This is a genomic window from Aurantimicrobium sp. (assembly GCF_036667855.1).
Lineage (GTDB): Bacteria > Actinomycetota > Actinomycetes > Actinomycetales > Microbacteriaceae > Aurantimicrobium.
Genome location: NZ_JAVWTF010000127.1, coordinates 1 through 410, shown reverse-complemented (window position 1 = coordinate 410; position 410 = coordinate 1). Strand labels below are relative to the sequence as shown.

Annotated in this window: 1 rRNA gene; it reads left to right on the top strand. The window is 46.6% G+C overall.

Going from position 1 to position 410, the window contains the following annotated elements:
* Positions 1 to 101 precede the first annotated feature (101 nt).
* A 16S ribosomal RNA gene (locus RR877_RS10675) occupies positions 102 to 410 on the top strand; the annotation flags it as partial.

Sequence of the window (410 nt, the reverse complement as noted above, 5' to 3'; positions counted from 1 at the left end):
TTCCTGATACGTGTTAATGTGTCAAATATAATACAATAAGCGAGCGTACAATAATTTTTGTAGTTTTTTATTAAAAAACTTCATCTGAGATTTAAGGATTTTAATTTGAGAGTTTGATCCTGGCTCAGGACGAACGCTGGCGGCGTGCTTAACACATGCAAGTCGAGCGGGTGAATTCGGTGCTTGCACCGAAGGATCCAGCGGCGGACGGGTGAGTAACACGTGGGCAACCTGCCCTAAGGAGGGGAATAACAGGCCGAAAGGTCTGCTAATACCGCATAATATCTTAGCTTCGCATGAAGCATAGATTAAAGATTTATCGCCTTAGGATGGGCCCGCGGCGCATTAGCTAGTTGGTAAGGTAACGGCTTACCAAGGCGACGATGCGTAGCCGACCTGAGAGGGTGAAC